The 26,310-nt window shown below is 65.4% G+C and carries 22 protein-coding genes; 14 read left to right on the top strand and 8 right to left on the bottom strand.

All coding sequences use genetic code 11. The features are described from left to right. The first annotated feature begins 91 nt into the window (after positions 1 to 91). Positions 92 to 574 carry a GNAT family N-acetyltransferase gene (locus tag ACX80G_RS09405; RefSeq protein ID WP_459307378.1) on the top strand — a complete coding sequence of 161 codons (483 nt, stop codon included), beginning with the start codon at positions 92 to 94 and terminating at the stop codon, positions 572 to 574. A 53-nt stretch (positions 575 to 627) separates the two neighbouring features. Then, positions 628 to 1,899: an alpha/beta fold hydrolase gene (locus ACX80G_RS09410; protein ID WP_459307440.1), complete on the top strand. Its 1,272-nt coding sequence runs from the start codon at positions 628 to 630 to the stop codon at positions 1,897 to 1,899. A gap of 97 nt (positions 1,900 to 1,996) precedes the next feature. On the opposite strand, the gene ACX80G_RS09415 is transcribed toward ACX80G_RS09410, so the two are convergent. The 3 genes from ACX80G_RS09415 to coaE all read right to left on the bottom strand — a co-directional run bounded on the left by ACX80G_RS09415 (position 1,997) and on the right by coaE (position 6,632). Beyond that, the gene (locus tag ACX80G_RS09415) at positions 1,997 to 3,046 is read right to left on the bottom strand and encodes a TerC family protein (RefSeq protein ID WP_459307379.1); all 1,050 of its coding nucleotides are present in this window, start codon (positions 3,044 to 3,046) and stop codon (positions 1,997 to 1,999) included. A 238-nt stretch (positions 3,047 to 3,284) separates the two neighbouring features. Further along, positions 3,285 to 5,363, bottom strand: coding sequence for an excinuclease ABC subunit UvrB (uvrB, locus tag ACX80G_RS09420; protein WP_459307380.1), 2,079 nt, complete (start codon positions 5,361 to 5,363; stop codon positions 3,285 to 3,287). Between the two features lie 51 nt (positions 5,364 to 5,414). Then, on the bottom strand, positions 5,415 to 6,632 hold the full coding sequence (coaE, locus tag ACX80G_RS09425; RefSeq protein WP_459307381.1) for a dephospho-CoA kinase: 1,218 nt from the start codon (positions 6,630 to 6,632) through the stop codon (positions 5,415 to 5,417). Positions 6,633 to 6,694: 62 nt separating this feature from the next. Here coaE and ACX80G_RS09430 point away from each other — a divergent pair, with 62 nt between their 5' ends. The 4 genes from ACX80G_RS09430 (at position 6,695) to ACX80G_RS09445 (ending at position 10,641) form a co-directional block, all read left to right on the top strand. Continuing rightward, on the top strand, positions 6,695 to 7,369 hold the full coding sequence (locus ACX80G_RS09430; RefSeq protein WP_459307382.1) for an IMPACT family protein: 675 nt from the start codon (positions 6,695 to 6,697) through the stop codon (positions 7,367 to 7,369). After that, positions 7,366 to 8,493 (top strand): class I SAM-dependent methyltransferase, encoded by a 1,128-nt coding sequence (locus ACX80G_RS09435; RefSeq protein ID WP_459307383.1) that lies wholly within the window; start codon positions 7,366 to 7,368, stop codon positions 8,491 to 8,493. Before ACX80G_RS09430 ends, ACX80G_RS09435 begins: the two co-directional genes overlap by 4 nt. 72 nt (positions 8,494 to 8,565) lie before the next feature. After that, positions 8,566 to 9,894 carry an APC family permease gene (locus ACX80G_RS09440; protein WP_459307384.1) on the top strand — a complete coding sequence of 443 codons (1,329 nt, stop codon included), beginning with the start codon at positions 8,566 to 8,568 and terminating at the stop codon, positions 9,892 to 9,894. Between the two features lie 3 nt (positions 9,895 to 9,897). After that, positions 9,898 to 10,641 carry a hypothetical protein gene (locus ACX80G_RS09445; RefSeq protein ID WP_459307385.1) on the top strand — a complete coding sequence of 248 codons (744 nt, stop codon included), beginning with the start codon at positions 9,898 to 9,900 and terminating at the stop codon, positions 10,639 to 10,641. A gap of 203 nt (positions 10,642 to 10,844) precedes the next feature. Here the strand turns inward: ACX80G_RS09445 and rpsA are convergent, their stop codons facing one another. From rpsA to polA, 3 genes are all read right to left on the bottom strand, one after another. Continuing rightward, positions 10,845 to 12,353, bottom strand: a complete 1,509-nt coding sequence (gene rpsA, locus ACX80G_RS09450) for a 30S ribosomal protein S1 (protein WP_459307386.1) — start codon at positions 12,351 to 12,353, stop codon at positions 10,845 to 10,847. Positions 12,354 to 12,692: 339 nt separating this feature from the next. Continuing rightward, the gene (locus ACX80G_RS09455) at positions 12,693 to 14,018 is read right to left on the bottom strand and encodes a GNAT family N-acetyltransferase (RefSeq protein ID WP_459307387.1); all 1,326 of its coding nucleotides are present in this window, start codon (positions 14,016 to 14,018) and stop codon (positions 12,693 to 12,695) included. Between the two features lie 44 nt (positions 14,019 to 14,062). Beyond that, complete coding sequence (gene polA, locus ACX80G_RS09460) at positions 14,063 to 16,840, bottom strand: DNA polymerase I (RefSeq protein WP_459307388.1); 2,778 nt, start codon at positions 16,838 to 16,840, stop codon at positions 14,063 to 14,065. Between polA and ACX80G_RS09465 the strand changes: the two genes are divergently transcribed. The 3 genes from ACX80G_RS09465 (at position 16,839) to ACX80G_RS09475 (ending at position 19,360) form a co-directional block, all read left to right on the top strand. Next, on the top strand, positions 16,839 to 17,327 hold the full coding sequence (locus ACX80G_RS09465) for a PaaI family thioesterase (protein ID WP_459307389.1): 489 nt from the start codon (positions 16,839 to 16,841) through the stop codon (positions 17,325 to 17,327). The genes polA and ACX80G_RS09465 overlap by 2 nt on opposite strands. A gap of 198 nt (positions 17,328 to 17,525) precedes the next feature. Then, on the top strand, positions 17,526 to 18,299 hold the full coding sequence (locus tag ACX80G_RS09470) for an AfsR/SARP family transcriptional regulator (RefSeq protein ID WP_459307390.1): 774 nt from the start codon (positions 17,526 to 17,528) through the stop codon (positions 18,297 to 18,299). 8 nt (positions 18,300 to 18,307) lie between these two features. Beyond that, on the top strand, positions 18,308 to 19,360 hold the full coding sequence (locus ACX80G_RS09475; protein WP_459307391.1) for a hypothetical protein: 1,053 nt from the start codon (positions 18,308 to 18,310) through the stop codon (positions 19,358 to 19,360). A gap of 26 nt (positions 19,361 to 19,386) precedes the next feature. Here ACX80G_RS09475 and ACX80G_RS09480 read toward each other — a convergent pair whose 3' ends face one another. Both ACX80G_RS09480 and ACX80G_RS09485 read right to left on the bottom strand, forming a co-directional pair. Next, a complete protein-coding gene (locus ACX80G_RS09480) occupies positions 19,387 to 19,617 on the bottom strand; it encodes a hypothetical protein (protein ID WP_459307392.1) in 231 nt (76 codons plus the stop codon). A gap of 6 nt (positions 19,618 to 19,623) precedes the next feature. Beyond that, positions 19,624 to 20,838: a S8 family serine peptidase gene (locus ACX80G_RS09485; RefSeq protein ID WP_459307393.1), complete on the bottom strand. Its 1,215-nt coding sequence runs from the start codon at positions 20,836 to 20,838 to the stop codon at positions 19,624 to 19,626. A gap of 170 nt (positions 20,839 to 21,008) precedes the next feature. Between ACX80G_RS09485 and ACX80G_RS09490 the strand changes: the two genes are divergently transcribed. The 5 genes from ACX80G_RS09490 (at position 21,009) to ACX80G_RS09510 (ending at position 26,135) form a co-directional block, all read left to right on the top strand. Further along, positions 21,009 to 21,488 carry a hypothetical protein gene (locus ACX80G_RS09490; protein WP_196841410.1) on the top strand — a complete coding sequence of 160 codons (480 nt, stop codon included), beginning with the start codon at positions 21,009 to 21,011 and terminating at the stop codon, positions 21,486 to 21,488. Further along, on the top strand, positions 21,485 to 23,392 hold the full coding sequence (locus ACX80G_RS09495; RefSeq protein ID WP_459307394.1) for a M64 family metallopeptidase: 1,908 nt from the start codon (positions 21,485 to 21,487) through the stop codon (positions 23,390 to 23,392). The genes ACX80G_RS09490 and ACX80G_RS09495 overlap by 4 nt, the downstream gene beginning before the upstream one ends. Before the next feature lie 28 nt (positions 23,393 to 23,420). Next, entirely contained in the window at positions 23,421 to 24,041 is a 621-nt protein-coding gene (locus ACX80G_RS09500) for an L-threonylcarbamoyladenylate synthase (RefSeq protein WP_459307395.1), read from the top strand. 317 nt (positions 24,042 to 24,358) lie between these two features. Continuing rightward, a complete protein-coding gene (locus tag ACX80G_RS09505) occupies positions 24,359 to 24,574 on the top strand; it encodes a hypothetical protein (protein WP_459307396.1) in 216 nt (71 codons plus the stop codon). A gap of 31 nt (positions 24,575 to 24,605) precedes the next feature. Then, the gene (locus ACX80G_RS09510) at positions 24,606 to 26,135 is read left to right on the top strand and encodes a CYTH and CHAD domain-containing protein (protein ID WP_459307397.1); all 1,530 of its coding nucleotides are present in this window, start codon (positions 24,606 to 24,608) and stop codon (positions 26,133 to 26,135) included. Positions 26,136 to 26,310 lie beyond the last annotated feature (175 nt).

A 26,310-nucleotide genomic window follows, 5' to 3' on the forward strand; every position in this document is an offset into this window, starting at 1 on the left:
CCCGCCGAACCGTCAGATCGGGTGGGCCCAAACGCCGTCGACCCGCCAGACCTCACGCCTCGGCGGGGGTGGAGTAGATAGGGTTGGTTCCATGACTATCCGCGACGCACGCCCGGACGATGTAGCCACCATCCTCCAGCTCATCCACGACCTCGCCACTTACGAGAAGGAACCTGACGCCGTCAGGAACACTCCGGAACAACTCCGCCAGGCTCTCTTCGGCGACTCGCCGAGCGTTTTCGCCCACGTCGCCGAGTCCGACGACAGCATTCAGGGCTTCGCCCTCTGGTTCCTCAATTATTCGACGTGGGAGGGTGTCAACGGAATCTATCTGGAGGACCTGTACGTCAGGCCCGAAGCCCGGGGCGAAGGCCACGGCAAGGCGCTCCTCCAGAACCTCGCGCGCATCGCCACGGAGCGCGGCTACGCTCGGGTCGAATGGTCGGTCCTGAACTGGAACGCCCCCTCGATCAGCTTCTACGACGGTCTCGGGGCGCTGCCGCAGGACGAGTGGACCACCTACCGTCTCAGCGGCCCCGCCCTCGCGACGGTCGCCGCGGGACCAGCGGCGTGACCGGTCAGCCAACCGCCGGCGTCATCCCCCACCGCCGCGAGTCAACGCACCTGATGCATGGGGCGCGCACCACCGGCCACCATTTCACGGTGCCGCTTAGCCACGCCGAGCACGACGGCGAGACCATCACCGTTTTCGCCCGCGAGTACAGTTCCCTGGATCACGACGACGACGCCACCGCCGCGCTGCCGTGGCTCCTGTTCCTGCAGGGCGGCCCCGGCGGTCGCGGCAGCCGGGTGACTCAACTCGGCGGCTGGATGAAGGCTGCGGCCAGGCACTTCAGGATCCTGATGCTCGATCAGCGCGGCACCGGGCTCTCCACTCCGGCGGATGCCAGTACTCTCCCCCTGCGCGGCGGCGCCGACGCGCAGGCCGACTATCTCACCCATTTCCGCGCCGATTCGATTGTGGCCGACGCCGAACTGATCCGCCGCCAACTTGTGGGAGCCCCGTGGACGGTGTTCGGGCAAAGCTTCGGCGGATTCTGCGCACTGACCTACCTTTCTTTCGCACCGGAAGGGATAGAGCGCGCGCTGATCACCGGCGGTCTGGCCCCGCTCGGTGGCTCCCCCGACCGCGTGTACACCGCCACCTACCGCCTGGTGGAGGCAAGGAACCGGGAGTACTTCACCAAGTATCCCGACGACCGGGCCCTGCTGACCCGGATTGCCCGGCACCTCGAAACCGTTCACGAGCGGCTCCCCACCGGTGAACGCCTCACCGTGGAGCGTCTGCAGATGATCGGCTCGTTCCTCGGCGGCAACACCCGCATCGACGCGCTGCACTTCCTCCTGGCGGACGCGTTTGTCAGCACCGTCGACGGCCCAAGGCTTTCCGGCGTGTTTCTCGACGCCGTCTGGGCTCAGGTCAGCCGGTCATCGAACCCGCTCTACGCCCTGTTGCACGAGTCCATCTACTGCCAGGCGGGGGCATCCGCTTGGTCGGCCGACCGGGTCCTAGCCGACTACCCGCAGTTCCACCGGACCGCTGACGAGCCGCTGCTGACCGGCGAAATGGTGTACCCGTGGTATTTCGACCAGGATCCGGCGCTGGTTCCGCTGCGTGACGTCGCGGACCTCCTGGCCACGAAGGCCGACTGGGGCAGGCTCTACGACACCGCCCAACTCGCCCGCAATAATGTCCCGGCCGCAGCCGCCGTCTACCAAGACGACATCTACGTGGACCACGACCTGTCAATGGAGACAGCCCGCGCTGTCAAGGGCTTGCAGGCGTGGGAGACAGCCGATTTCCACCACGACGGGATCTCCGACGACGGCGAGGCCATCTTCAACCGGCTGCTTGGCCTGACTGGCTGGCCCGGTTAGCCTGGCTCGTTTGGCCTCAGACCCACACCCGGCCCGCCAGTAACCGGAGAATCCGGTACTGGCGGGCCGGGTGTGGCGCGCGGACGAGCAGGAAGGGCTAGCTCTCGACGTCGGCCGCGCGCGCCTTCCGGGAGTCCTCCTCCAGTTGCGCATCGACGGCTGCCTGCTTGGCCTTCGGGCTGAGCAGGCTGGCGATGACAGCAATGACGATGGTGGCGACAATGACGCCGAGCGAAACGAAGGTGGGGATCACGGGCGCCCACTCGATGTGCTGTCCACTGTTGATGAACGGCAGCTCGTTCTCATGCATCGCGTGAAGGATCAGCTTGATGCCGATGAACGCCAGGATGACCGACAAAGCATGCTTCAGGTAGATCAGTCGGGTCATCAGTCCACCGAGCAGGAAGTACAGCTGGCGCAGGCCCATCAAGGCAAAAATGTTGGCGGTGAAGACGATGAACGCGCTCTCGGTCAGGCCGAAGATTGCGGGGATCGAGTCGACGGCAAAGAGCAGGTCGGTAAGGCCGATCGTGACGAACACGATCAGCATCGGGGTGAAAACCTTTTTGCCGTCGACCATGGTGCGGATCTTGCCGCCGTCGTACTTGTCGGTCATGGGGAGGACCGTGCGAAGCCTGCCGATGAGCTTGTTTTCGCTACCGTGTTCCTCGTCTTCGCCGCTGTCCTTGGCCTGCTGGTAGGCCGTGTAAAGCAGGAAGACTCCGAAGATGTAGAAGATCCAGCTGAAGTTGCTGATCAGTGCCGCGCCCAGCAGGATGAAGATTCCGCGCAGGATGAGCGCGATGATGATGCCCACCATCAGGACTTCCTGCTGGTACTTCCGCGGCACGGAGAACCGGGCCATGATGATGATGAACACGAAGAGGTTGTCAATGCTCAGACTGTACTCAGTGACCCAGCCGGCCACGAACTGTCCGCCGTAGTCGGGTCCGGTGAAGATGAACATGAGGACGGCGAAGATCAGCGCGAGGGAGACGTAGAAGGAAACCCACAACCCGGCTTCCTTCATCGAGGGCTCATGCGGGCGTTTGACCACCAGGAGCAGGTCGAAGAGCAGGATCAGGCCGAGCACAATGAATGTGCCGACTTCGAATGCCAGTGGCAATTCGAGGGTGGGTTCAGGCATGAGGAACCTTTCGGAGGGTGCAGCGGATTCCGCAAGTCTCTCCACCGGGACCACTGGCCAACCGGTCGCTACGCCCGGCAGAACAGCTGTGTTCTGCGTGTTGACGTACGTAGCGCTTCGGGATACTCCCCTACGTTTGCCCTATCCTACCGGCGGATCCGCCCGATCGGGAAATGATCCGCGCCCGGCGTGGCCAAACCCGATGGGGACGTAACGGTCCACAATGAGTGACGTCGACCTAGGCGTGCCCGGCGGTCTGCATCTGCCGGAGCTCCTTCTTCAGGTCCCCCACCTCGTCGCGCAGCCGTGCAGCGAGTTCGAAGTGCAGGTCGCCGGCGGCGGAGTGCATCTGGTCGGTCAACTGGGTGATCAGATCGGTCAGGTCTTCAGCAGGTACCGCCGCGAGACCATCGTGGCGGATCATTGCACTCCCCTTGCCCTTGCGCTTCTTGCCCGACTCCTCAAGCAGCGCCCGGGTGTCAGCGTCCTCCTGGGCGATCGAATCGGTGATGTCGGCGATCCGTTTGCGTAGCGGCTGGGGGTCAACACCGTGTTTGAGGTTGTAGGCCACCTGAATTTCACGACGCCGGTTGGTTTCGTCGATGGCCTTCGCCATCGAATCGGTGATCCGGTCCGCGTACATGTGGACCTCACCGGAAACGTTCCGGGCGGCGCGGCCGATGGTCTGGATCAGCGAGGTGGCGCTCCGCAGGAAACCCTCCTTGTCGGCGTCGAGAATGCTGACCAGGGAAACCTCCGGCAGGTCGAGGCCCTCGCGGAGCAGGTTGATGCCGACCAGGACGTCGAAAGTACCGAGCCGCAATTCGCGGAGCAGCTCCACCCGGCGCAGGGTATCGACGTCGGAGTGCAGGTACTCGACCTTGACCCCATGTTCGAGGAGGTACCCGGTCAGGTCCTCGGCCATCCTCTTGGTCAGCGTGGTGACCAGGACGCGTTCGTTACGCTCCACCCGGGTGCGGATCTCCCCCAGCAGGTCATCAATCTGGCCCTTGCTCGGTTTGATGACGACCTCGGGGTCAATCAGGCCGGTGGGGCGGATGATCTGCTGGACGAAACCGTCCGACTTGCCCAGCTCATACTTGCCCGGTGTGGCCGACAGGTACACGGTCTGCCCAATCCGCTGCAGGAACTCGTCCCATTTGAGCGGTCGGTTGTCCATGGCGGACGGCAGCCGGAAGCCGTGGTCCACCAGGGTACGTTTCCGTGACATGTCGCCTTCATACATGGCGCCGATCTGCGGAATGGTCACGTGTGACTCGTCGACCACCAGCAGGAAATCGTCGGGGAAGTAGTCGAGCAGGCAGTGCGACGCGGAGCCGGCCCCTCGGCCGTCAATGTGCCGCGAATAGTTCTCGATGCCGTTGCAGAACCCCATCTGCTGCATCATTTCCAGGTCATAGGTGGTGCGCATCCGCAGGCGCTGGGCTTCGACGAGCTTGTTCTGCGACTCCAGCTCCGCCAACCGCATCTGCAGTTCGTCCTCGATCTGCTTCACCGCCCGATCCATGCGTTCCGGGCCGGCGACATAGTGCGACGCTGGGAACACGTACATCTCGGTTTCTTCACGCACAATCTCACCGGTGAGAGGATGGAGTGTGTAGATCTTCTCGACCTCGTCGCCGAAGAACTCGATCCGGAGCGCCAGTTCCTCATACATCGGGATGATTTCCACCGTGTCGCCGCGCACCCTGAAGGTGCCGCGATGGAAGTCGATGTCGTTGCGCGTGTACTGCATGGACACGAACTTCCGGAGCAGGTCATCCCGGTTCATCTGCTGGCCGGTCTCCAATGTGACCATCCCCGCAACGTACTCTTCGGGGGTGCCCAGACCGTAGATGCAGGACACGGTGGCGACCACAATGACGTCACGTCGGGTGAGCAACGCATTGGTCGCCGAGTGCCGGAGCCGTTCGACCTCCTCGTTGACCGAGGAGTCCTTCTCGATGAAGGTATCGGTCTGCGGTACGTAGGCCTCCGGCTGATAGTAGTCGTAGTAGGAGACGAAGTACTCGACGGCGTTGTTGGGCATCAGCTCCCGGAACTCGTTAGCGAGCTGAGCGGCGAGGGTCTTGTTCTGCACCATCACGAGGGTGGGCCGTTGCACCTGTTCGATCAGCCACGCCGTCGTCGCACTCTTGCCGGTACCGGTGGCGCCGAGGAGCACCACGTCCTTCTCGCCACCCTTGATGCGCTCACTGAGTTCCGCGATGGCCGCCGGCTGGTCCCCGGCAGGGTTGAACTCGCTGATCACTTCGAAGGGTGCCACGACCCGGTTAATCTGCTGCGCAAGGCTCATACAAGTACGTTAGACCCTCCCCCGGACAATTAGCGTCCTGAATGGAACGACTTAGCCGACGGCAGAAGCGGGCCGCGGCTCCCACCCGGTGTCGGCAACCCACCGTTGCAGCAGTGGGTCCGCCACGGCCGTGAACCAGTCCTCCTTGCAGGCGGCGTACCCGGAGGACGTCTGATCTGCGGCATGCAGCGTCGCGCAGCGCTCCTTCTCGGCCAGATACAGCGCCGCGGCGGCGGGGTCGGCCCGAAGCCAATCCCTGAAAGACAGCGCGTACCGCCACCCCGGCGAACCATCGACTCTCACATGAAGGTTCACAGCCCGTCCCGGATCGGCGTTGGCATGCAGCCGCTTCACCCACTGGGCCCGATCAGGGACGTCCGGCTTCGGCTCATCCCTCTCGATGCCTTCGACCAAGGGGAAGCCGGCGGCGAGCAGCGGGCCCGCGATGACATCGGCGTCGTCAATATCCGCGACGGTCACCTGCAGGTCGATGACGTCCTTCGCGGGCAGCCCCGACACCGCTGTCGACCCGATATGATCCACCGCCAGCACCCGCCGATCGGCCCGCAGCAGTTTGCCGATGATCCGCTCGGCCTGCACCTGCCAGCCGGCCTGAGGCGGCAGGAGCCGCGGCCCACCGGCCCGCTCGGCCCGGACGCCGCGTAGCAGGTTGTCGTTATAGGGAACCAGCCGCTCATTCCACAGCCGGTCCACCGCAGCGACCAACTCCTCGGGCGTACCCGTGTTGACGAGGACGACGTCGGCGGCAGCCGCCCGCTCCGCCCGCGTCGCCTGCGCGGCGATCCGGGACCGGGCGTCGTCGTCACTCATACCCCGGAGGGAGGTCAGCCGCCCAATCCGCACGGCATCCGGCGCATCAACCACCACCACCAGATGGAACTGGTCCTGCTGGCCGGTCTCCACCAGCAGCGGGATATCCTGCACGACGACGGCGGCCCGCGGCGCGTCAGCAGTCAGCTGACGGGCGCGGTCCCGGACCAAGGGATGGACAATCGAATTCAGGGTCATCCGCCGGGACGGGTTCCCGAAGATCGCCGCAGCCAATACGGGGCGGTCCAGGCTGCCGTCCGGAAGGACCACCGCATCGCCGAACTCGGCCACCACGGCCGCTAGCCCAGCGGACCCCGGCCCGACCGCCTCGCGGGCCAGCACATCGGCGTCGACCAGGACCGCCCCGAGCTCACTCAACCGGGCGGCGACGAGCGATTTCCCGGCGGCAATCCCGCCGGTCAGGCCAATTCTGAGCATGCCCCCAGCCTAACCCGCTGACCTTCGGCCCGCGGGAGCCCCCGCCCATTAGACTTGAGCCGGTGAGCGACAGTGGAGTAACCGTAACCGGGTACACGACCGTCAGGGGCGAGCATCGTTATGACACCGAGGTTCGCCGGTCCCGTTTCATCGCCGTCGCCCGGCGGATCACCAGCGAAGAGGAAGCACGCACCCTCCTCTCCGACCTCCGCCGTGAGTTTCACGGCGCCCGACACCACTGCAGCGCGGTGGTACTCGGTCCGGACCGGCTGATCCAGCGGGCCAACGACGACGGCGAACCCACCGGCACCGCCGGTGCTCCGATGCTCGACGCCATCCTTAAACGCGAGACGGTCGATGGGGAGACCGACCTGAGCGACGTGGCAGTGGTGGTGGTCCGCTACTTCGGCGGGGTACTCCTCGGTGCTGGAGGGCTGGTGCGCGCCTACTCGGATGCCGTGTCCCGGATGCTGGACTCGGCGCCGACCGTGCAGTGCCGCCTGATGCAGCGGTTGACCGTCCCGGTGGGCCATGCCGAAGCCGGCCGCGTCGAGAATGACCTCAGAAACACCGGCATCGAAGTCCTCGGAACCGACTATCTCCCCGACCGGGCCCTGATCCGGGTGGCGATCGACGCCGGGACGGCATCGGTCGAGGACTTCGCCGCCCGGCTTGCATCACTTACCGCCGGGAAATCCGGCGCTCAACTAGACGACCTGAAATGGGTAGATTTGTGAACGACTTTTCCTTCGACAACCTTCGGCGGGCTCCCGACGTCGAGGCCGCGAACCTCTTCGCGTTCGACGCCACCGATCGCCTCCTGCTGGACACCGCGGCCGGTGCGATCAGCGCGGACCCGGAGGGCGTCGTCGTCGTCGGCGACCACTACGGGGCACTCACCCTCGGAGCTGGTGCGCTGCACGGTGCGCGAGCGATCCGCACCCACCAGGACCCCCTCTCCGGCGAGCTGGCCCTCGCCAGCAACGCCGGATCCGCCGGTTTAACCCACAGTTTCACCCACTACCAGCTGGGCGGGGACCTGCTGGCCGGTGCGCGCATCGTCCTGCTGCAGCTGCCCCGGTCGCTGGCCGCGCTGGATGAGCTGGCGTGGACGATCGCCCGCCACGCCAGCCCGGACGTCACTGTGTTCGCCGGCGGCCGGGTCAAGCACATGACCACGGCGATGAACGGCGTCCTAGCCCGGCACTTCGGCAGCGTTACGGCCGGTTTGGCCCGGCAGAAGTCACGCATCTTGACGGCAGCCGCACCCCAACCTACAACGACCAGCGGCTTCCCGGTCGACGAAACGCACGACGTCGGGCTCCCTGCTCCACTCATCCTGAAAGCCTTCGGCAGCACGTTTGGCGGAGCCAAGCTCGACGCCGGGACCCGATATCTGCTGCCAGCGCTCTCCGCGGCCCGGGAGGCACGGCAGGCAATCGACCTGGGGTCAGGCAACGGAACCATTGCCGCCTTCCTCGCGCTTTCCCGTCCCGCATTGGAGGTACTCGCGACCGACCAGTCGGCATCAGCTGTGGCATCCTCGCGGGCCACAGCAGATGCCAATGGCGTCGGCGACCGCATCTCGGTGATGCGCGACGACGCCCTGTCGTCGATGCCTGACTCGTCGGCCGAGCTGATCATCCTCAACCCGCCCTTCCACCTGGAGGGCACTGTCCACTCGGGCATCGCCCTGAAACTGTTCGCCGACGCCGGGCGGGTCCTCAGGTCCGGCGGTGAGCTCTGGACCGTCTGGAACAGCCACCTGCAGTACAGGACACCGCTGACCACCCTGGTTGGGCCCACCCGGCAAACCGCCCGGAACCCGAAATTCACTGTCACGGTGTCGACCGGACGTTGAGCCGCGTAACTAAAGATTCACATCACGGTCACCGATGATCAGTCACCTTACTTTCTGGAATATACTGCGGGAATGTCCACCGAACTGCAGTCAGCACCGCCCCGGCTAAAACAGGGCATTACCGGCCCGTTACTTTTCCTGTTCATCCTTGGTGATGTGTTGGGCGCCGGCATCTACGTGCTGGTTGGAGTGGTGGCCGGTGCAGCGGGCGGCGCCATCTGGGTACCGTTGCTCGTCGCCCTGGGACTGGCGCTACTGACGGCAGGATCCTACGCAGAGCTGGTCACCAAGTATCCGAAGGCAGGCGGCGCTGCGGTCTTCGCCGAACGCGCCTACAACAAGCCACTGATCTCGTTCCTGGTGGGCTTCTGCATGCTCGCGGCCGGCGTCACCAGCGCAGCCGGTCTGGCCCAGGCCTTCTCCGGGGCCTACCTGTCCGCCTTCATTGACGTCCCGGCGTCGCTCGTCTTCCTCCTGGTGGTCGCCGCCCTGAACGCCCGCGGCATCCGCGAGTCAGTGCGCACGAACGTGGTCATGACGATTGTCGAAGTCTCAGGCCTGGTGCTCGTGATTGTCGTCGTCGGACTGTTTCTTGCGCAGGGCAACGGAGACCTCAGCAGGGTCACCCAATTTCCCGACGGCGTTGGTCCTGCCTCGGCGGTACTCGCCGCGACGCTGATCGCCTACTACTCATTCGTCGGGTTCGAGGTGTCAGCGAATGTCGCCGAAGAGGTCAAGGATGTCAGCCGCGTGTTCCCCCGCGCACTCTTCGGCGCGCTGCTCACAGCGGGGGTGGTGTACGTCCTGATAGGGCTCGCGGCGTCGGCGGCTGTACCGGCAACTGACCTGGCAGGCTCCACGTCGCCCCTGCTCGACGTCGTGAATGCCACCGGCTTCGGCATTCCCGAGTGGATTTTCGGCTTCGTGGCACTCATCGCCGTCGCCAACGGCTCGCTGCTCACCATGATCATGGCCAGCCGCCTGACCTATGGGATGGCTCAACAGGGCCTGCTGCCGTCGGCTCTGGGACGGGTGCTACCCAACCGGCGGACGCCGTGGGTCGCAATTGTCGCCACTACCGCCGCCGCAATGATCCTCAGCAGCACCGGAGATTTAGCTGCGCTGGCCGAAACCGTCGTTGTGCTCCTGCTGTTCGTCTTCCTCAGCACCAATATCGCCGTCCTGGTGCTCCGCAAGGACCGCGTTAAGCACCAGCACTTTAGGATCCCGGCGATGTTCCCTTATCTAGCCATCGCTTCCTCCATCCTCCTCATGACGCAACAGAGCGCTGACATCTGGCTGCGGGCGGGAGTCCTGGTCGTCATCGGTCTGGCGCTCTACGCGATCCAGCACTCCACCTCCCACCGCACCTCCACCTCACCCCGCACAGTAAAGAGCTAACCCATGCGCGCCACCACTGCACTCGGTAAAGGATTCGCCGGCCTGTTCGCTGCAGTCAAAACCGTCAGACCGCGACGCCCCATCCATCCTGACGGGATCTGGCTCACCGGGACTCTGACCCGAACCGGGCCGCCTGTGCCGAGCGGCATCTCCTGGATCGACGGCACAGGCCAGGTCGGTGTCCGCGCGCGACTCTCCCGCTCGGTCGGCCTCCCGCGGTGGAGTCCAGACATCCTGGGGCTGGCCGTTCGTGTTCCTGACGGTGCTGACCACTTTGATGTGTTGCTGGCCTCAACCGGTACGTCGGTGCCCGGCCGATTCGTGCTGCTCCCCCAACGGAATGTGATGGCAGCAAAATTCACGTCCATGATGCCGTACAAGGGAGTAAAGTCAGCCGTCCTCCTGGCGGCTTTCCCTCTTGACCCGAGCGGTCAGCTACCAGCGGCACCTGCCCGGCTCAGGGTGGGCCTGGCGAAGCGGCCACTAGAGCTGGCCCTGTGCTTCAGCCGTCCACTAGGCGAGTGGACCCGGTTTGGCACGCTGGTGTTGAGATTCGTGGAGCTGGAACAGCGTGACCCGGCCGAAGCGGCCCAGACCGACGACCCGCCGGGTCTGCGCTTCGACCCGGTCCGCCGCCCGCTCCCGGGTTCCGAAACCTATGCCTGGACCCGCGCTCTCCGGGAACCGTCCTACCTCGAGGCCAGGCTCACCCCGGGTAAAGCCGTCCCCGGGCTGCCCTCACCCTGAGCGCCGCTGTCGCTGAGCGCATCCCCGTCTGACGTACGCCATCCCGCTGGGTACGGCCGATCGCTGGGATGGTCTAGACATTCCCAGCCGTGGCCCGCGATCGGTGGGAAAGAAGGCCACGCCGGGTGCCCCACACCACGTCAGGGCACAGAAAAGGCCCCCACCAACGTGGTGGGGGCCTTTTTGGCTGGCTAGTACGTGACCTAGTTGCCGGTCAGCTTTTCGCGCAGCGCGGCAAGAGCCTCGTCCGACGCGAGAGTACCCGTGCCGACGTTGCTGCTACTGCTGCTGCTGCCGCCGTTGCTGCTTTCGCTAGCTGCTGGCTCCGAGGAGTAGCTGGTGGAGCTGGACTCGACCGGCTCGTTGGCTGCGGCTGCATCGTCAGATGCGTGCTGCACAACCTGCTTCTTGTGAGCTTCCCAACGTGACTGGGCCTCAGCGTACTGAGCTTCCCAGGTGGCGCGCTGCGAGTCGTAACCCTCAAGCCATTCGTTCGACTCAGGATCGAAGCCCTCAGGGTACTTGTAGTTGCCTTCCTCATCGTACTCGGCAGCCATCCCGTACAGGGCTGGGTCGAATTCGGTGCTGTCGGCATCGACGCCCTCGTTAGCCTGCTTGAGGGAGAGTGAGATCCGGCGACGCTCGAGGTCGATGTCGATGACCTTGACGAACAGCTCGTCTCCAACCGAGACAACTTGCTCTGCAAGCTCAACGTGACGGACTGCCAGCTCGGAGATGTGAACCAGGCCTTCGATGCCGTCTTCGACGCGAACGAACGCGCCGAACGGAACCAGCTTGGTAACCTTACCCGGAACAACCTGCCCGAGGGCGTGGGTGCGGGCGAAGGTCTGCCATGGATCTTCCTGGGTGGCCTTCAGTGACAGTGAAACCCGCTCGCGGTCCAGGTCAACCTCAAGAACCTCAACGGTGACTTCCTGACCAACTTCGACAACCTCGGATGGGTGGTCGATGTGCTTCCAGGACAGCTCGGAGACGTGAACGAGTCCATCGACGCCGCCCAGGTCCACGAAGGCACCGAAGTTGACGATCGAGGAGACGACGCCGGGACGAACCTGGCCCTTTTCCAGCTTGTTCAGGAACGTGGAACGCACCTCGGACTGGGTCTGCTCAAGCCATGCACGGCGGGACAGCACCACGTTGTTGCGGTTCTTGTCCAGCTCGATGATTTTCGCTTCGATCTTCTGACCGATGTATGGAGCAAGATCGCGTACACGACGCATCTCAACCAGGGACGCAGGCAGGAAGCCGCGGAGGCCGATGTCCAGGATGAGTCCACCCTTGACAACTTCGATGACCGTACCGGTGACGACGCCGTCTTCTTCCTTGACCTTCTCGATATCGCCCCAGGCACGCTCGTACTGAGCGCGCTTCTTGGACAGAATCAGTCGGCCTTCTTTGTCCTCTTTGGTGAGCACCAAGGCTTCGACAAGATCGCCGACGGAGACAACGTCTCCGGGATCAACGTCATGCTTGATGGACAGCTCACGGGAAGGGATAACACCCTCGGTCTTGTAACCGATGTCGAGCAGAACTTCGTCGCGGTCAACCTTGACTACCGTTCCTTCAACGAGGTCTCCGTCGTTGAAGTACTTGATGGTGGCGTCAATCGCTGCGAGGAAGTCCTCAGCGGTGCCGATGTCGTTGATCGCGACCTGCGGTGCACCTGGCTTCTCGGTGGTGGTGATGGTCATGTAGTTGGGACTCCGTTGTGGATGATTAGTTGATCCGGGAGGCGACGCGAAGACAACAGGAAACTCTGCTGGCCCACGTGGTACCCGCCCGGGAGTGGGCTTTTGGAGAGAGAACGCGTTACCTAATGCTGCTGAATAACCCGTTTCACAGTGCGCATTACACGCCCGTCCAGTCTAGCCGTCTGCGCCAACACAGGTCAAAGCGGCACTCCCCGTCCCACCGAGCCGTGAGGTGAGGCTCGCCCTCATCGGTCCTTCGGCCCGCCAGATCTCACACTTCGGCGAGGGGCGCGGGTTGCCGGGGTACAGGAACGCAAATGTGGGGTTTGGTGGGGAAACTCAGAAGTGGGTGATGCAGTACGGGCTCGTCGGGGTCTGAAACATCCGGTCGACGACGGCGAGCCCGCTCTGGCCGCCGGCCCCCAGTTCCGCGATCTGCCCGGCGGCGGCCAGCGTGACCGCCGGTACGCCCCCCAATAAGAGCGAGCCGAGCGCCGCGACGTCCATGCGCAACTGGGTGTCGGCGTCGTCGTCGAGGCGTGCGACCGTCCCCACACCGTTTTCGGCCGTCAGCCTGAAACGGCCCGCTGCGTGCCCCAGCGGGTCAACGATTTCCAGGGTGACAGTCCCTGCACCCTCGTAGCCGCGTGCCTCGAGTGCGGCTACCGGGTCGAGGATGCGCAGCCAGAGGACGTCCTCGTCGCCGATGAGCCTGTAGCACCGGCGATCCTGCAGGGCCCAGGGCAGGGGGTCGTTAACCGGCGCATGGTCGAAGGTGATCCGCTGCACCAGGTCAATCGAGCCGAGGTAGCGCCACAGCTCAAGGTAGGCGGCGTCGGAGGCGGCAACCAGGTCGATAATCTTCATCGTGTACGGGGTGGTCCCCCAGCCAGCGAACTTGTAGGAGACGAACCCGTCGGGTCGGCCGTCGTCGTCGTAATGGACGGCGGCGCGGACGCCCTTGTCTTCGGTGGGCCGTTCCTCGCCCCACCGCCCGGATGCGCGCTGCGGATAGGCGAACTGGCGGCCCACCGACCCGGTGGTCACATGGTGGAATCGGGCGAAAATCTGTTCTGACAGGGCTGCCGCAGAGGCTGGCGCCACCATCTCGGTCACGCCATAGGCAGGGGTGCGCAGGGCAAACCGTTCCTTGACATCCACCTCGACATTGCGGGTGAACGTCGCTGCGCCGAACCCGAACCTGCCATAGATGGTCGCCTCCGAAGCGGTCAGCGCCGCGATGGCGAGGCCCTTGGATGCGGCGGCCTGCAGGTCGGTGGTCATCATGGTGCGCAGCAGACCACGACGGCGGTGGGTCGGACGCACGGTGACGGCGGTGATCTGGTGCACGTCAATCAGCTGGCCGTTGCCGACGTTGAGGGAGTTGACCATGGTGGCGTAGGTGGCTACCGGAATGCTGGCGTCCCAGGCGTGTGCGCTGGCTGCGTCGTCGTAGGCGCCCCAGAGGGTGCGGCTGTCGGATGTAAACGCCTCGGCGTAGGTGGCCAGATCCTCCGGCTCGGTCCGCGCTTCGTGGAACCCAAAGCGGACTGCCTCGAACCAATGGGCCAGCGCACCGTCGGAGGAGGAATCAGTGTCGGCGGTCACCGTGAACGTGTCGATGCGCAGTGGGGACGGGGCGGCGGAGTCCTGGGTTTCGGTCACGATCCACCAGCCTAGTGCGGCAGGGAGCCAGGCACCAGCACGGGCTAATGGGCTGCCTCGTGCCAGCTGGCCCCGACGCCGACCGACACGTCCAGCGGCACCGTCAGGTCCGCAGCGGATCCCATCTTTTCGCGCACCAGCAGTTCCACCGTGTCCCGCTCACCGGGCGCGATTTCCAGAACCAGCTCATCGTGCACCTGGAGCAGCATCCGCGATGAGAGGCTCTGCCGATGCAGTTCAGCGTCGACGCCGAGCATCGCCTTCTTGATGATGTCAGCGGCTGACCCCTGGATGGGTGCGTTCAACGCGGCCCGTTCAGCCATTTCCCGGAGCTGCCGGTTGTCGCTGGAGAGATCGGGCAGGTACCGGCGGCGTCCTTCGATGGTCGACGTGAAGCCGTCGATCCGGGCCTGTTCCACCACGCCGCGCAGGTAGTCGCGGACGGCACCGAACCGGTCGAAATAGTCGCCCATCAGCGTGCGGGCCTCATCGACCGAGATGGCCAGCTGCTTGGACAGCCCGAACGAGCTCAGACCGTAGACCAGGCCGTAGGACATGGCCTTGACCTTGGACCGCATCGCGCTGGTGACGTCGGCGGGTTCAACGTTGAAGATGTGCGCGCCGACGAACCGGTGCAGGTCCTCGCCGTCGCGGAACGCCTGGATCAGACCCTCATCGCCGGACAGGTGCGCCATGATGCGCATCTCGATCTGGGAGTAGTCGGCGGTCATCAGGCAGTCGAACCCATCGCCGACGACGAAGACCTCGCGGATCCGCCGCCCCTCGTCAGAGCGCACCGGGATGTTCTGCAGATTCGGGTTCGTCGAGGACAACCGTCCCGTGGCGGCGATGGTCTGCACATAGGTGGTGTGGATTCTGCCGTCGTCGGCCACCGACTTGCGCAACCCCTCGACCGTCTGTCGGAGCTTGGACGCGTCGCGGTGCGCCAGGAGCTGCTCCAGGAACGGGTGGCCGGTCTTCACGATCAAGTCGGTCAGCGCATCGGCGTCGGTGGAATAGCCGGTCTTGATCTTCTTGGTCTTCGGTAGTTCCAGTTCGTCGAACAGGACCGCCTGGAGCTGCTTGGGCGAGCCCAGATTGATCTCCTTGCCGATAATCCTGAACGCCTCGGCGCTGGTGGTGCTCATGGTCGCCGAGAAGTCGTCGAACAGCCGGTCGAGGCGGTCCATCGCCACCGCCACGCCGGTCAGCTCCATCTCGGCGAGCACCTCTGCCAGGGGCAGTTCAAGACCACCGAGCAGCTGGTTCGCTCCGCGCTCCACCAGCTGGCCGGCGAAGTATTCGCTCAGCTGCAGGGCGGCGAAGGCGCGGGCGACGGCGGGTGACGCCATGTCCTCTTCCTCCAGCTGCAGCGCGAGCTGTCCCCCGGTGGACTCCGCGGGGGGCGCGATGGACATCCTCAGGTGCGACTGGCTAAGATCGCCGAGGTCGTAGGCCCGGCGGTCGGGCTGGATCAGGTAACCGGAGATGGCCGTATCGTCCACCACTCCTGCGAGTTTCAGCCCGCGGGCGGCCAGCAGCTTGTAGGCGGCCTTGAAGTCGTGGACCACCTTGGGCGCACTGAGATCGGCCAGCCAGCCAGCGAGCACCTGCTCACCCTCAGCATCCAGTGTCTCCAGCTCCAGGTAGGCGGCGCCGGTCGAGGTCACGATTGCCAGCCCGGCGACGTCGTCGTTCCCGGTGGTTCCCCGGGTCACCAGTTGGACGGCAGCGATGGCTTGATTGGTGGCGTTGAACCACCCGGTGAGGGCCGCGGCGTCGCCGAGCACCACGTGCTCCGGCGGGGTCATCTCATCGTGGGCCTCGGCGGCGTCTTCCTCACCGAACAGGTCGAAAAGGCGCTTCCGGAGGACGTTGAACTGGAGGGAGTCGAACAGCTCCTCGACGGCCGGGCGGTCGGGGGTCCTGGACACCATCGTGTCCAGTTCGACCGGCAGGTCAAGGTCACGGAGCAGATGGTTCAGCCGCCGGTTCCGTTTGACCAACTCGATGTTCTCCCGGAGCGAGTCGCCCACCTTCCCCTTGATGGCGTCGAGGTTCTCGAGGATGCCGTCCAGCCCGCCGTAGAGCTTGATCCATTTGGCGGCCGTTTTCGGGCCGACTCCGGGTACGCCCGGCAGGTTGTCGGCGGTCTCCCCGACCAGCGCGGCCAGATCGGAGTACTGGTCCGGCGGTACGAGGTACTTCTCCTCCACAGCCTGCGCATCCAGCTGCGGAATGTTGGTGACACCCTGCTTGGGGTACAGCACCGTCACCCGGTCATTGACCAGCTGGAACGCGTCGCGGTCGCCACTGACCACCTGGACATCCCAGCCCGCGGCGGCGGCGCGGACCGACAGAGTGGCGATAATGTCGTCCGCCTCGTACCCCTCCATGGAGAGGGTGGGAATGTGCATGGCCTGCATCACCTTGATGATCAGGTCCACTTGGCCGTGGAATTCCGTGGGAGTCTTTGCGCGCCCGGCCTTGTACTCGGTGTATTCCTCGGTCCTGAACGTCGGTGTGTTCAGATCCAGTGCCACCGCCACATGGGTGGGCTTCTGGTCCCGGATCAGGTTGATCAGCATCGCGGTGAACCCGTAGACGGCGTTGGTGTGCTGGCCCGTGTCGGTGGAAAAATTCTCGGCGGGCAGGGCATAGAACGCGCGGTAGGCCATCGAGTGGCCGTCGATCACGAGGAGGCGTTGACGGGAACCGTCGGCCGGGGCCTGGGCCGTCGGCGGGGCGTCCGTCAGAGTCGCGGCGGCTGCGGGAACGTCAGGTTTGGTTGTTTGACTCACAGGTGCCAGCCTAGTTCCCATGACCCACAATTACACTCCGGAGCCGTCCGGACCCGAACCGACCGCCAACCCGTTCGCCGCCGAGCTGACAGCAGCCGGCGTGCCCGAAAAGATGCACGACTGGCTCAGCGGCCACGGCATCGGGCGCCTCGCAGCGAAGATGGGCATCGTCTTCACCGAGATGACCCCCGACCGCCTCGTGGCTACCATGCCGGTCGAGGGAAACGAGCAGGTTGCGGGGATACTGCACGGTGGCGCGCACCTCGTCCTCGCCGAGACGCTGGGATCCTTCGCTGCTGGCCTGCACGCGGGCCGGGACCGGCAGGCCCTGGGCATCGAGATCAGCGCCACCCACCACCGGTCGGCGTCGTCGGGCCTGGTCACCGGAACTGCCACGGCCGTCCACCTGGGGCGTACCCTGGCCACCCACGAAGTGGTGATGACCGACGACGTCGGCCGCCGCCTCTCCACCGCCCGGATCACCAACATCATCCGCGACGTCCGCTAGGACCCGCCCGCGCCCGCCCCGCCCCGCCGGCGCGCCGGGCGCGGCACCCGATCGGAGAGGCGATCGTCTCGGGGCGAGCTGTGGCCAGGAGCATTGACAACCCGCTGAAGTCTGAGGATGCTAGCACTTGACAGCGGTCAACCGTTTCAGCGGATAGGGGGCGCCTCTCCCCTTTCAAGCAGGAAGTGGGGACGGGGCATGTCGTCGAGCATTCCGGTCCAATGGAATTTGAAGTTGTTGGGGTGCTGGTGTCTTGAACGGGATCACCAGCCAGTCACCGTTGCGTTCCGTCAGCAACGCCTGATCGCCGCGCTTGCGCTACGCGGCGGACGACGACGGTGCTATATCGCCGGGCTGCTCTGGCCGGATCGCACCGACGTGCAGGCTTCGGGCAGCCTGCGGGCGTGCCTGTGGAACATCGCGCACCAACTGCCCGGGCTGCTCCACCCGGTCAGCGATCCGTTGGCGCTTGGCCCGGGGATCGCCATCGACGTCAACCAACTGTTCGGCCGCGTCAATCTTGCCGACAGCGGGGCCGCGGTCCCGCCAGGGCTGGCAGCCGAACTGCGGTCCGCTGAGCTGCTGCCCGGCTGGGACGAAGATTGGCTGCGCGCTGACCAGGACCGGCTCTTCCGGCAGCGGCTCGTCACTCTGGAAACCCTCGCCGATAGGTATCTCGCCCACGGCCAACTGCCCGCCGCCCTCGATGCCGCGACCGCCGCCGTCGCACTTGATCCTCTGCTCGAGAGCGTGCAGCGGACACTGCTGCGCATCCATTTGGCGGCGGGCAACCACGGACTGGCCGTCAGGAGTTATCGCGCCTATCTGTCCACTCTCAAGCGCGATTGCGGCGTGAGGCCATCCGCACGGATCACCGAGCTGATCCGCCCCCTCCTGCAGACCCAGGAGCCTCCCCTCCTGCCGGAGCCTACTGTCGGTTTTGGCGTTAGCCTGCACCCGTCGTTCGAGTAAGTTGAGCCATGTCAGTACCCTCCGCTTCACCTCAGCCGCCTCCACCACCGCTACCGCCGACGCTCCCGCCGCCCACCAACCGCGCTTGGCGCGAACAGGCCATCACCCTCGCCGCCCAGTTGCGGACCCTCGCCGAATGGATCAGCCTCTCCGATCCCCCGGCAAACGCCCCGACAGGGCAGGGCAGCGCCATGGCAGCGCTGGATCACGCGATCATCCGACACCTCAACGAAGCCATCATTGTGGCGGAAGAGAAGTCACCGGCCATCCAGACGTCGTTCAATGGCGCCGTGGTGGAACGGGTTCTCAGTCAGCTGGATGCAGCGCAGGTGGCACTCCTGCTGAGGGCTCCCCTGGGCTACGTCGAGTCACAACTGCCGGGCATCCAGGCGCATGCCCGGCACCACCTGTCACGGGATGACCCACATCGGACCGCGGTGGAGCAAGTGATCGCCGCCGCGGCCGCAGCGCCGCTGGAGGAATCGGGTCGGATGACGCTGGTGGCGGCGTTCAGGGCCTCCTGCCTTGAGTCCAGGGATGAGTTCTCCCGGGTGCGAAGCTTCCGCAACGTGCTGATCATGGGCGCATTGGTGCTGACCGTGCTGGCGACGGGGCTTGCAATCGCCGGGTGGATTCGGCCGGACGAGTTGCGCCTGTGCTTCGAACCGTCGGAGGGCACCGCCTGCCCCACCGGCGACCGCCCCCGACCCTGGGACGTCTTCTTCATCGAATCCTTCGGGCTGATCGCCGCGGCGGTGTCCGGCGCCGCGTCCCTCCGACACGTCCGCGGCACCTCGACCCCGTACGGACTCCCGCTTGCCCTGGCCATTCTCAAGCTACCTGCCGGTGCCCTGACCGCCGTGCTCGGGCTCCAGCTGATGCGGGGAGGCTTCGTCCCCGGATTGAGCGACCTCGACAACCCGGCCCAGATCGTGGCCTGGGCGATCACCTTCGGCGCCGCGCAGCAACTCTTCACCGGGCTAGTGGACCGGCAGGCGCAGGACGTGCTCGACGACGTCGGCGGCAAGACCCGCGGCACCCCCGACCCGGGCGGTCAGTAGTGTCCGGCGGCCAGCAGTCGGCCAGGCTACTGGATATCGCTGTCGGGCGGCGGCAGCAGGTAGCGGGCTTCGCCGTCGACCGAGGACACTCCCTCCACGGCCTCCAGATCCGGCCGGCAGTCCTCGGGCGCTGACCCGGTAATCATGCCGACATTGCCGAGCACCCGGTCGACCTCCAGACCGCAGGACCGCAACCGTTCCGCGACCTCCTGAATCGCGGGACGGTGCACGTCATCGACGGTGACAGTGAAGTTCATCTGACCCTATTCCTGCGGCGCCAGCACCAGGCCGGAGCCGACATCGACCGACGCCTCCAGCAGGCGCTGACTCTCCTGAACCATCAGCGACCACAGCTCCCGGCCCCGGAACCCTGAGGCCTGCGCCCATAGCGCCGCGATTCCTGCAGCGTGCGGAGTGGCCATCGACGTTCCACTGATGGTGTTGTAGCGGTCGGGCATCAGCCAGGAGGAGTACACCTGGAACCCCGGACCGGCCACGTCAACCTGCCCGCCGCGGAGCGGAAGGGTCCGGGCGGAGAAGAACGCCATCTCCAGCTGCTGATCCAGTGCGCCGACTGCCATGATGAACGGGCTATTGGCGGGCGCACCCACGAAACCGAAGTCGCCTTGCCGTCGGTCAGCGTTGTTCCCCGCAGCTGCGACAATCAGGTGACCCTGGTCGAGCGCCCGGCGTCCCACAGCCGTGTAGGGCGGATGCACCTGCGCAATATCGGCGCCGAGCGACATCGAAATTACCGCGCAGCCGTTGGCCATCGCCCAGTCGATTCCGGCAATGATGCCGCCATCGCTGCCCGACCCGGAGTCGCTCAGAACCTTCCCGGCATAGATCTCCGCCTCGTAGGCGACGCCATACGCCGGGCCGTCGGACGGGGCCCGCGGCCCGCACGAGGTACCGATGCAGTGGGTCCCGTGACCGTGGCCGTCCTGGGCGGTTTCGCCCGGAATGAACGACTCGACCGTGATCTGCCGCCCGGAAAAGTCGGGGTGACTGGATTCAAATCCGGTGTCCAGGACCGCGACGCGGATGCCCTCACCGCTGTAGGGGGACGTGTCAGCACCCACCGCCTGCAAGCCCCAGGTGAGCTGCGGGGTGTCCTGAAACGACGCCGAGGCTCCCCCCGGCTCCTCGCTGAGGACGTGGTGAATCAATTCGGGTGACACTGAGATGATGGCGCCCTCGTCCGAGGAGGTACGCAACGATCTGGCCTGCTGCGGATCAGCGGACACCACCGCAATCCCCAGTCGGGAATAGACTGTGGCGTCGGTGCCCTCCGTCTCAGCGGGCGTGGCAGCCCGGGTACCGAAATCGCGGGAATCGGCAACATTGGACATGCCGCCGGCCGCCCGCAGCAGACCCGGCGCGTCTTGCTCTGCGTCGGCGAAAACGACGATGAAACGGCCTGTGGTCTCCGCTTCCTGCCCGCGGGTCCGGCTGCCTGAGGATTCAGATTCAATCATGGTGGCACTCTACCTCTGGGGCTCTCGGGGATAAAGGCCCAACGTACCGCCGCTCGCGTTACTGCTGTGTTACCGGTCGACGGGCCGTCCGCACCCCGGCTGCGGTAACAGCCCAATAACGTCGCGGGCGGGACGATAGGGAGAAGACCTCCTGCGAAAGAAGATCCCTCATGACTGACATCCCAGAATCCGCCCCCGGAGCCATCCGCTTGATCTTCGAGTACGACGGCGACGACGTCCGCCTGATCCTCCAGCAGCCGGTTAACGTGGCGGTCACCGGTTTCGATGCGCACCCCGACCTTCGTGCCGGACGGTACGCCGAGGTACGCGACGCCCAGGACGCGCCACTAACCCGTGTCCCCGTGCGGACCGGCGACCTTCAGAGCGCCGAGGTGTTCCCTGAGACTCCCGGTGAACCGATCACCCGGGTGCAGGTGGAGCGGCCGAGCGGCGCGTTTACCGTCGTCGTCCCGGCGCCGGAGGCTGCACGCAGCATCGCGCTGATCGACATCGCCGAGCCGGACCCGGAGGACACCGGCGGCCGGGGGGCTGAACCGCCGGGCGACGGCGGCGACGGGCGACGGCTCGGAGCCTCCCGCGTCACGGAAATCACCAGCTTCGCCATTGAGGGACGGGGGGAAACGGAATGACTACCGCCGACGGAGCAATCATTGGGACCACCCAGATCCGGGGCTCAGCACCCCGCAACCGCGCGTTCAACGTGGTGCTCCTGGGCGACGGGTTCCGGGCCGCAGAACAGGCCGCCTTCGATGCCGCCTGCACCGCACTCGCCAACGCGTTCCTGGGCACTCCACCGTTCAACGAACTGGCGCCGGCCATCAACATCTTCCGGGTCAACGTGTCCTCCACCGACTCCGGAGCCGATGATCCGGTGGGACCGGGTGGCACCGGCGCCACCGCGCGGACCTACTTTGACGCGACCTTCGGCGGCAACGGCATCAGGCGGCTGCTGCTCTGCAACGCCGGAACGGCGCTCAGCGTCGCGGCGGCACAGATTCCGGAGTTCACCACGGTGCTGGTGATCGTCAATTCGACCGTCTACGGGGGAAGCGGCGGTTCCATCGGCACCTACTCCCTCGCCAGCAGCGCCACCGAGATCGGTATCCACGAGATGGGCCACACAGCGTTCGGTCTGGCAGACGAGTATCCGTATTACGCCGGCGGCGAAGAGACCGGCCGTGACCATCATCCCGGCCCGGAGCCCGGGGAACCCAACGTCACGATCAACCGGAACCGGGTAACCCTCAAGTGGCGTTGGGCGGTCAACGAGGCCACCGCGATCCCCACCATGACCAACCCCGACTGCAGCACAGTGGATTCACGGCCCAGCCCGGTGTCCGCCGGGACTGTCGGAACGTTCGAAGGCGCACATTACTATCACTGCGGCGCGTTTCGGCCGGAATTTGCGTGCAAGATGCGGGACCTCGGGGTGCCGTTCTGCCGCATCTGCCGGCAGGTGATCTGGAACCGGATCGGGCCGCTGGGAGCGTTGACGGCCCGGGCGAAAACCCCGATCACCGTGATCGACAGGTACCCGGAGCACCTTGATGTCTTCGCCGTGGGGTCCGATGGGCGCACCATGTCCAACTGGTGGGATCAGAGCAGCGGGTGGGCTGGCTGGTTCCACCTGATGGGCGGGTTCGCGTCACCAGGCGGCGCAGGGTCGCCGGTAACCGCAGTCGCCCGCTACGCAGGCCATCTTGACCTGTTTACCGTGGGCACCGACAACCGGGTATACAGCGCGTGGTGGAGTTCCTCCGGCGGCTGGTCCAACTGGTTCCAGCTGGGCACACTGGTGGCCCGCGCCGGGTCGACGGTGAATGTCCTGGCCCGGTACGCCGATCACCTGGACGTGTTCACCACCGCCGCGGACGGCAGAATCATGTCCACCTGGTGGGATGTGCGGACCGGCTGGTCCACCTGGTTCCAGATCTCCGGTGGGGTCGCGGCCAACGGGGCAACCGTCACAGCCATCGCCCGGTACCCCTTCCACATCGACCTGTTCACCGTCGGCACCGACAACCGGGTCTGGAGCTGCTGGTGGGACGAACGCAGCGGCTGGTCCCGCTGGTTCCAGGTCGGCGGGCAGCTGGCCCGGCCCGACGCCACGGTCAACGTCGTGGCACGGCACCCCGATCATCTGGACCTGTTCACCACCGCCCCGGACGGGAAGATCATGTCCACCTGGTGGAGCGCCAGGACCGGCTGGGGCTCCTGGTTCCAGGTGTCAGGTGGTGTCGCGTCGGCTGGGTCACCGGTCACCGCGGTAGCCCGGTATTCCAACCACCTCGACCTCTTCACCGTCGGCACCGACAACAGGATCTACAGCACCTGGTGGCATGACACATCGGGGTGGGCCGGTTGGTTCAACATTTCGGGCGGCGTCGCCAAGCCCGGCAGCCAGGTGGCAGCCGTGTCCCGGGTGAGCGAGCACCTGGACGTGTTCGTCGTCGGATCGGACAGCGTTGTCTACAGCACCTGGTGGAACGCATCAACGGGCTGGGCCGGCTGGTTCCAGTTGGGGATCACCTGACCGGGCCGCGCCGACGTATGCTCTTCGCATGGCCAAATTTTTCGATGTACATCCCGAAGATCCGCAGCCGCGCGCAATAGGGCAGATTGTCGACGTCGTCAGGTCCGGCGGGCTGATCGCCTACCCCACCGACTCCTGCTACGCCCTGGGCGCACAGCTGGGCAACAAGGACGCGCTGGACCGGATCCGGTCGATCAGGAAGCTGGACAGCAAGCATCACTTCACCCTGGTCTGCAAGGATTTTTCGCAGCTGGGACAGTTCGTGCACATCGACAACGACGTGTTCCGCAGCATCAAGGCGGTGACGCCGGGCAGCTACACGTTCATCCTGCCCGCCACCAAGGAGGTCCCCCGCCGGCTCCTCCACCCGAAGAAGAAGACCGTCGGCGTCCGCATCCCGGACCACCGGATGGTCCAGGCCCTGCTCGAGGAGCTCGACGAACCGTTGCTGTCCAGCACCCTTCTGCTCCCCGACCAGGAGGCACCCCTGACCCAGGGCTGGGAAATCAAGGAAGAGCTCGATCATCAGGTGGACGCGGTCATCGAATCCGGGGAGTGCGGGGCCGAACCCACCACCGTCATCGACTTTTCCAGCGGCTCCGCCGAGGTGGTGCGGTACGGCATGGGCGATCCTTCCAGGTTCGAATGAGCCGCGCAGCCAGCTTCGTGGGGTATCCTCAGCCCTAGACGGCCTCGGTTACCGTCTGCTGTGGGCATATTCGTCACCGTCTGACCGCACGGCGAGCCCGCACGCTAAGGTATTCCGTGGTCAGATCCGATCGGCAACAGACACCCTCACTCCTCCCGGCGCCGCCCCAGTCTGCCCCCGATGAATCGGCCACCCGCTACGAACTCCGCGCCATTCTGTCGCGCCGCATCATCAGGGGATCCCCTTCCGGGCACAGCATCCGTCGCCCCGCAGCTAAATTGCGCGGGATGAACCTTCGTGACCGGCAGGAGACCAGCATGAGCTTTTCAAACGAACTAACGATCTCCCAGATGAGTGAGGACGGGGCAGACGAGAGCCTCCTCAGACAACTCCGGGAAGCCGACGCGGAAATCGACAGGATCCTTCGGTCTGGCGGAACATCGCAGGATGTCAGGGAAACGCAGCGCCGCTTCAACGGCCTGCTGTCCACGTCCCACCACCGCTCCGGCAGCACCCATGCCACGAGCTCGTGACGCGCAGCAGGCCAGGCGCAATAATAGGGGGATGACACGCACCGAAGCGTTGGAGATTGAACGCAAGTACGACGTTGGGCCGGTAGAGTCGATCCCCGACTTTACCGGCATCGCCGGCGTGGACCGGGTGGATGACGGCGGGACCGTGGTGCTTGGGGCGGTCTACTACGACCTGGCGACCCGCGCACTGTTGCGCCACGGCATCACCCTGCGGCGCCGTCGCGGCGGCAAGGACGAGGGGTGGCACATCAAGTTCCCTGCTGCCCCGCACCGTCTCGAGGTCCACGTTCCGCTGTCGGCCGCCGAAGACGCCGTGCCAGACGCCGTGCCAGTTGAGGTGCTTGACCTGGTGCGGGTCCATGTCCGGGGCCAGTCCCTGATCCCGGTGGCGCGCCTCACCACCACCCGGACCATCACCACCCTGGTCGGGACTGTCGGTAGCCCGCTGATCGAGATCTGTGATGACCTGGTTGACTCTGAGGATCTGACCACCGGCGTTGAACGGTCCTGGCGGGAGTGGGAGGCCGAGGTAGTCGGCGCCGGTGATTACCCCGTCGACGAGCAGGCCCGGGTGGTGGACGCCGTCGAATATTGCCTGCTGAATGCCGGGGCATCGCCGGGTCTCGGCGGGCCGAAACTCGCCTTAGCCCTGGGCGGCAAACCCGAGGATCCGCTCACCGAGGGAAAACCGGGCACGGTCAGGAATGTCCTCACCGCCTCGTTCCGCCGGGCGGCTGAGGATCTGATGGCCTGGGACCCGCGGGTCCGCCGCAACGAGGAGGGGTCCCTGCACCAACTGCGCGTCAGGTCCCGCACCCTGCGCAGCATGCTCAAGACCTACCGTCCGCTCCTGGACGCGGAGCAGGCCGATCACCTTGAGGAACGGCTCAAACTGATGGGCGGAACCCTGAGTGCGGCCCGGGACGCGGAGGTGATGCAGGATCTGATCGGGAAGGGCATCGCACGCCAGCCTCAGGGATCAATTCCCCGGCATGTCATGAGACGGCTGGAGAAAATGTCGGCCGCACAGCGCCTGAAAGCACGGTCCCACGTCCTGCGAGAGCTAAACTCCACCGGCTACTTCGCCACCCTCGATGCGCTTGACGACTTCACCTCGAGTCTCCCGCTGAGGGGCGGCAAGAAGAAGGGCGGCAAAGCCGCGTCGGAGCTTCCCCAGGCCGTCAAACGGCAACAGACCGCGGTGCTGAAGACAGCTCATCGAGCGAATCGGGAAACCGATCTCGACACACAGCTTGAGCTGCTGCATGAGGTGCGGAAGAGATCCAAGCGGCTGCGCTACGCCATCAGGTCCGTCGATGGAACCTCAGGGTTCAGCTTCAGCGCACAGATGGGTAAGTCGGGGAAGGCTTCCGAAAAGATCCAGGACATCCTGGGGACGCATCGCGATAGCGTACTGTTCCAGCGGTACCTTCTCAAAGCATCCCGGGCCGCCCGCCGCGCCGGTGACAACACCTTCGCCTACGGGGTACTTCATGAAGCCGAACAATCAATTCAACGCACGGCTGAAGCGGATTTCCGGAAGACGCTTGCCAAACTATGAGTCGGCCGGCACCTGGGTGCCGGGTCGGCTCACCAGTCTTGCCAGCGGCGGTTGCCCTGCAGCGGGACCGCGCGCCGGGCCGGGCCGCGCTGTTCGTTGTCTTCCGTGGTCCAGGTGATGAGCATTGCTGGTTTTTGGCCCCTGGGTAGCCGCTGAAGGAGGCCTCGCCCGACGT

This window comes from Arthrobacter glycogeni (assembly GCF_054510815.1).

Bases quoted from the DNA above. Each gene is read 5' to 3' on its own strand.
- ACX80G_RS09415 (WP_459307379.1), bottom strand. From the start codon at position 3,046: ATGCCTGAACCCACCCTCGAATTGCCACTGGCATTCGAAGTCGGCACA.
- ACX80G_RS09490 (WP_196841410.1), top strand. From the start codon at position 21,009: ATGACTGACATCCCAGAATCCGCCCCCGGAGCCATCCGCTTGATCTTC.
- ACX80G_RS09445 (WP_459307385.1), top strand. From the start codon at position 9,898: ATGCGCGCCACCACTGCACTCGGTAAAGGATTCGCCGGCCTGTTCGCT.
- ACX80G_RS09510 (WP_459307397.1), top strand. From the start codon at position 24,606: ATGACACGCACCGAAGCGTTGGAGATTGAACGCAAGTACGACGTTGGG.
- rpsA (WP_459307386.1), bottom strand. From the start codon at position 12,353: ATGACCATCACCACCACCGAGAAGCCAGGTGCACCGCAGGTCGCGATC.
- ACX80G_RS09475 (WP_459307391.1), top strand. From the start codon at position 18,308: ATGTCAGTACCCTCCGCTTCACCTCAGCCGCCTCCACCACCGCTACCG.
- polA (WP_459307388.1), bottom strand. From the start codon at position 16,840: ATGGGAACTAGGCTGGCACCTGTGAGTCAAACAACCAAACCTGACGTT.
- ACX80G_RS09465 (WP_459307389.1), top strand. From the start codon at position 16,839: ATGACCCACAATTACACTCCGGAGCCGTCCGGACCCGAACCGACCGCC.
- ACX80G_RS09410 (WP_459307440.1), top strand. From the start codon at position 628: ATGCATGGGGCGCGCACCACCGGCCACCATTTCACGGTGCCGCTTAGC.
- ACX80G_RS09495 (WP_459307394.1), top strand. From the start codon at position 21,485: ATGACTACCGCCGACGGAGCAATCATTGGGACCACCCAGATCCGGGGC.
- ACX80G_RS09470 (WP_459307390.1), top strand. From the start codon at position 17,526: ATGTCGTCGAGCATTCCGGTCCAATGGAATTTGAAGTTGTTGGGGTGC.
- ACX80G_RS09480 (WP_459307392.1), bottom strand. From the start codon at position 19,617: ATGAACTTCACTGTCACCGTCGATGACGTGCACCGTCCCGCGATTCAG.
- coaE (WP_459307381.1), bottom strand. From the start codon at position 6,632: ATGCTCAGAATTGGCCTGACCGGCGGGATTGCCGCCGGGAAATCGCTC.
- ACX80G_RS09505 (WP_459307396.1), top strand. From the start codon at position 24,359: ATGAGCTTTTCAAACGAACTAACGATCTCCCAGATGAGTGAGGACGGG.
- ACX80G_RS09405 (WP_459307378.1), top strand. From the start codon at position 92: ATGACTATCCGCGACGCACGCCCGGACGATGTAGCCACCATCCTCCAG.
- ACX80G_RS09485 (WP_459307393.1), bottom strand. From the start codon at position 20,838: ATGATTGAATCTGAATCCTCAGGCAGCCGGACCCGCGGGCAGGAAGCG.
- ACX80G_RS09500 (WP_459307395.1), top strand. From the start codon at position 23,421: ATGGCCAAATTTTTCGATGTACATCCCGAAGATCCGCAGCCGCGCGCA.
- ACX80G_RS09440 (WP_459307384.1), top strand. From the start codon at position 8,566: ATGTCCACCGAACTGCAGTCAGCACCGCCCCGGCTAAAACAGGGCATT.
- uvrB (WP_459307380.1), bottom strand. From the start codon at position 5,363: ATGAGCCTTGCGCAGCAGATTAACCGGGTCGTGGCACCCTTCGAAGTG.